Below are 4,374 nucleotides of genomic sequence, written 5' to 3'. Positions count from 1 at the left end.
GCCCGGTGTCGAGGCGTACGAGAGCGGGGTCAAAGCCGAGGCCTTCGTACGGGACGCGGCGGGGCGGGCGGTGCGGGGTGTCGTGTGGTCCGGCGACTCGGTCTATCCGGATTTCACCGACCCGCGCGCGCGGAAGTGGTGGTCCGGGCTCTATGAGGAGCGTCTGAACCAAGGGTTCGCGGGATTCTGGCACGACATGAACGAGCCGGTGTCGTTCGCCGCGTTCGGTGAGGCGACGCTGCCCCGTTCCGCTCGGCACTCCATGGAGGGGCGTGGCGGGGACCACCGGGAGGCGCACAACGTGTACGGCCTCGCGATGGCCCGTGCCGGGTACGACGGGATGCGCTCGCTGCTGCCCGAGACGCGCCCCTTCTTGTTCTCGCGTTCGGGATGGGCGGGAATGCAGCGCTACGGAGGCACGTGGTCCGGTGATGTCTCCACGGGGTGGCCGGGGCTGCGGGCGTCGCTGTCGCTGGTGCTCGGGCTCGGCCTGTGCGGTGTTCCGTACTCGGGTCCCGATGTGGGCGGCTTCGACGGAAGCCCGTCCCCGGAGCTGTATCTGCGCTGGTTCCAGCTGGGCGCCTATCTGCCGTTGTTCCGTACACACGCGGCGATCGACGCGGGGCGGCGCGAACCCTGGGAGTTCGGGGCGGAGGTGCTTGAGCACGCGCGCGTGGCGCTCGGTGAACGCAGGCGGCTGCTGCCCTACTTCGTGACGCTCGCGCATCTCGCGCGGCGTACGGGCGCTCCCTATGTACGGCCCTTGTGGTGGGGTTCCCCCGACGACAGGGCGCTGCGCGACTGCGAGGACGCGTTCCTGCTCGGGGACTCCCTGCTGGTGGCGCCGGTCCTGGAGGAGGGCGCGAGGGAGCGGACGGTGCCGTTGCCGCGCGGGCGCTGGTACGACACGGCGACGGGCAGGGCGTACGAGGGGCCGGGGCGGGTCCGCCTGGAGGCTCCGCTGTCGCGTGTGCCGGTGCTCGCGCGCGCGGGCACGGTGCTACCGGTGCGCGACAGCGACGGCATCGCGCTGGAGGCGTGGGCGCCGGTCCGCGGCGGGACCGGCGGCGGCCTGGTGGTCGCGGACGCGGGCGACGGCTGGGAGGAGGCGGAACTCGAACGCTTCACGACCCGCTGGAGCGCGGGCCGTGTGCTCGTCGAGAGGGAGGGCGCCGAGGGCCCGGTCGTGCCGGAGCGTCCGGTGCGGGTCCGCGGCCTCGGTGCCTGAGCGGTGCCACCGCTGACCGCGCCCCCGACGCCACGCCTCAGCAGCCACCTACGACCTCAGATGTAGCGCCCCTCGAACCACGCGCGCGCGGCCAGGGTGTGCAGCGGAAAGGCCAGTTCCTCCGCGCGGCGCAGGACGTGCCAGCCCTCCGTCTCGTCCGTGGGCGCGGTGACCGGCAGGTCGGCCGTCGGGCGCTCGGGGAGGAGGCCGAAGAGCAGGAGGTAGCCGTCGGGCGCGCTCATGGCGTCGGCCAGGCGGACGTCGCGGCTCTGGGCGCAGATGCCCGTCTCTTCCTTGAGTTCGCGCACGACGGCGTTCCGCCAGTCCTCCCGGTCGTCGATGAAGCCGCCGGGCAGGACGACGCCGCCGGGGGAGGGAGCGATGGTCCGGGTCACGACGACCAGACCGGTGCCCTGGGTGTCGTAGACGGGCTGGAGTGCCACTGCCACGGGCAGCGGATTTCGGTAGGCCACGGCTCCGCAGGCGGCGCAGGTGCGGGGCCAGCCCGAGACGTGGCCTTCGTAGGGTGCTCCACAGCTCGAACAGTGGGAGCCCTGGACGGAGTTGGCGTGTGGGGATGCGGACACGCCGCGGACTGTATCCGATCTTCGTGGCGTCGGGCTTCCCTGGTGGGCCATGGTCCTGATAGACGCAGGGGGCATGACAGCTTTTGTCCCCGCTCTGCGGAACCTCGCCGTGTCCGCCGCCGCCCTGCTGGCCGTGGCGGCCGCCCCCTCCCCCGCGCACGCGACGCCCGGGGCCACGCATGGAAAACCCGAACCAAAAGCCCCGAAGGAGTTCGTCGCGCTGCGTGACATCGACCCGACGATCATCCAGGAGATGCGGTACACCACCCCGCACAATTTCGTGGGTGAGCCCATCGACGGCTACAAGAAGCCCCTGTGCATCCTCACCGAGCCCGCGGCGAAGGCGCTGCACAAGGCCCAGCGCTCGCTCCTGCGCAAGGGCTACTCCCTGAAGGTCTACGACTGCTACCGGCCCCAGCGGGCCGTCGACCACTTCGTGCGCTGGGCGGCGGACCTGCGGGACGAACGGATGAAGAAGGAGTTCTATCCCCATGTCGACAAGTCCCGCCTCTTCGAGGACGGCTACATCGCGGAGAAGTCCGGGCACAGCCGTGGCTCGACGCTGGATCTGACGGTCGTGCGGCTTCCGGCGCTGCCCACGCGCCCGTACATCCCCGGGGAGCGCCTGAAGCCGTGCTTCGCGCCCAAGGGCGAGCGCTTCCCCGACAACTCGATCGACATGGGGACGGGGTTCGACTGCTTCGACACGCTGTCGCACACGGACGACCCGCGCATCGGGGGCAGGCAGCGCGCCCACCGGGACCTGCTGCGGAACGCGCTGGCCGAGCAGGGGTTCGTCAACCTGCCGGAGGAGTGGTGGCACTACACGTACAAGCCCGAGCTGTTCCCTGACACCTACTTCGACTTCCCCGTCTCGCGGAGGTCGCTGACGGGCAAGTAGCGGCGGCCCGAGGGGACGGCCCCCTGACGGATGACGGGCAACCGTGGCACACTCCTGACGACCCGTCAGCTATGGCCGTCAGTCAGGAGGAGTCTTGACGCGCACGCGTACACCCGTAGTGGCCGACTGGTTCGCCGGTGAGGGGGAGGACTTCCGTCTGCTGGGCACGCGCTGCCTGACGTGCGCCGCCGTGTTCTTCCCCCGCGAGGACGGCCATTGCCGCAATCCCGGCTGCGGGGGCGGTGATCTCGCCGAGGTGCCGCTGTCGCGGCGCGGGCGCGTCTGGTCGTACACCGACGGCCGCTACCGCCCTCCCGCCCCCTACGTCTCGGACCCGGAACTTCCGTGGGAGCCCTACACGTTGATCGCTGTGGAGCTGGCCGCGGAGCGCATGGTGGTGCTCGGTCAGGCGGCTCCCGGCGTCCACGTCGGTGATCTGGAGGTCGGCATGGAGGTGGAGGTCGTCCCCGGCGTGCTGCACGAGGACGGCCGGACGATCTGGACGACCTGGCACTGGCGGCCCGTGGAGGTGAGCGCATGACCGGCGAGGTGGCGGTGCTCGGCGCGGGCATGCACCCCTGGGGCAAGTGGGGACGCGGTTTCGTCGAGTACGGAGTGGTGGCGGCCCGCGCGGCGCTCGCGGACGCCGGGGTCGACTGGCGCTCGGTGGGCTCGATCGTCGGCGCGGACACGGTCAGGGGCGGCTATCCGGGGTACGTGGCGGGTGCCACGTTCGCCAGGGCGCTCGGCTGGCAGGGGGCGCGGGTGACGAGCGTGTACGCGGCGTGCGCGTCCGGGGCCCAGGCCATCTCCACCGCGCGTACGCAGATCCTCGCGGGCATGGCCGACGTGGTCCTGGTGGTCGGTGCCGACGCGGCTCCCAAGGGGTTCTTCAGGCCCGCGGGCGGTGAGCGGCCCGATGATCCCGACTGGCTGCGCTTCCGGGTCCTCGGGGCGACCAACCCGGCCTACTTCGGGCTCTACGCACGGCGCCGGATGGCCGTGCACGGTGACACTCTCGACGACTTCGCGCAGGTCAAGGTGAAGAACGCGGCAGCGGGCGCACTCAATGAGTACGCGCGCTACCGCAAGCCCGTCAGCGCCGAGGAGGTCGCCGCCTCGGCCGTGGTCGCCGATCCACTGCGGCTGCTCGACATATGCGCCACCTCGGACGGCGCGGCCGCCCTCGTCCTGTCCAGCATGGAGTTCGCGCGGCGGCACGGGGCGGCCGATCCGGTGCGCGTCCGCGCGGTCTCCACCGTCACACCGACCTATCCGAACACGGTGCTCGACCTGCCGGACATCGCCACGGACTCGGCCGCCGCCGTCGCCCCCGCCGACCGGACCTTCCGTGCGTCCATCGCGCGTGCGGCGTACGAAGAAGCGGGCATAGGCCCCGAAGACGTGTCCCTGGCCGAGGTCTACGACCTCTCCACCGCGCTGGAACTCCAGTGGTACGAGGATCTGGGGCTCTGCGGCCCCGGTGAGGGGGCCAAGCTGCTGCGGGACGGGGTAACCGCGCCGGGCGGACGGGTGCCGGTGAACACCAGCGGCGGCCTCGCCGCCTTCGGGGAGGCGGTGCCCGCGCAGGCCATCGCCCAGGTCTGCGAGCTGACCTGGCAGTTGCGGGGCGCGGCCGGGGTCAGGCAGGTGACGGG

The 4,374-nt window shown here is 71.9% G+C and carries 5 protein-coding genes; 4 read left to right on the top strand and 1 reads right to left on the bottom strand.

Annotation, left to right across the window (positions count from 1 at the left end):
* The coding region (locus AB8Z36_RS32375) for a glycoside hydrolase family 31 protein (protein ID WP_369216952.1) at nucleotides 1–1,228 on the top strand (1,228 nt) is incomplete at its 5' end.
* A gap of 56 nt (nucleotides 1,229–1,284) precedes the next feature.
* Here AB8Z36_RS32375 and AB8Z36_RS32370 read toward each other — a convergent pair.
* Nucleotides 1,285–1,815, bottom strand: coding sequence for an NUDIX domain-containing protein (locus tag AB8Z36_RS32370; RefSeq protein WP_369216951.1), 531 nt, complete (start codon nucleotides 1,813–1,815; stop codon nucleotides 1,285–1,287).
* A 73-nt stretch (nucleotides 1,816–1,888) separates the two neighbouring features.
* Between AB8Z36_RS32370 and AB8Z36_RS32365 the strand changes: the two genes are divergently transcribed.
* The 3 genes from AB8Z36_RS32365 to AB8Z36_RS32355 all read left to right on the top strand — a co-directional run.
* Complete coding sequence (locus AB8Z36_RS32365) at nucleotides 1,889–2,716, top strand: M15 family metallopeptidase (protein ID WP_369216950.1); 828 nt, start codon at nucleotides 1,889–1,891, stop codon at nucleotides 2,714–2,716.
* Between the two features lie 94 nt (nucleotides 2,717–2,810).
* Nucleotides 2,811–3,257 (top strand): Zn-ribbon domain-containing OB-fold protein, encoded by a 447-nt coding sequence (locus AB8Z36_RS32360; RefSeq protein ID WP_369216949.1) that lies wholly within the window; start codon nucleotides 2,811–2,813, stop codon nucleotides 3,255–3,257.
* On the top strand, nucleotides 3,254–4,374 hold a 1,121-nt coding region (locus AB8Z36_RS32355; RefSeq protein ID WP_369216948.1), incomplete at its 3' end, for a lipid-transfer protein. The genes AB8Z36_RS32360 and AB8Z36_RS32355, both read left to right, overlap by 4 nt.

The organism is Streptomyces flavofungini (assembly GCF_041028215.1).
GTDB lineage: Bacteria > Actinomycetota > Actinomycetes > Streptomycetales > Streptomycetaceae > Streptomyces > Streptomyces flavofungini_B.
This window is presented reverse-complemented; position numbering and strand designations above follow the sequence as displayed.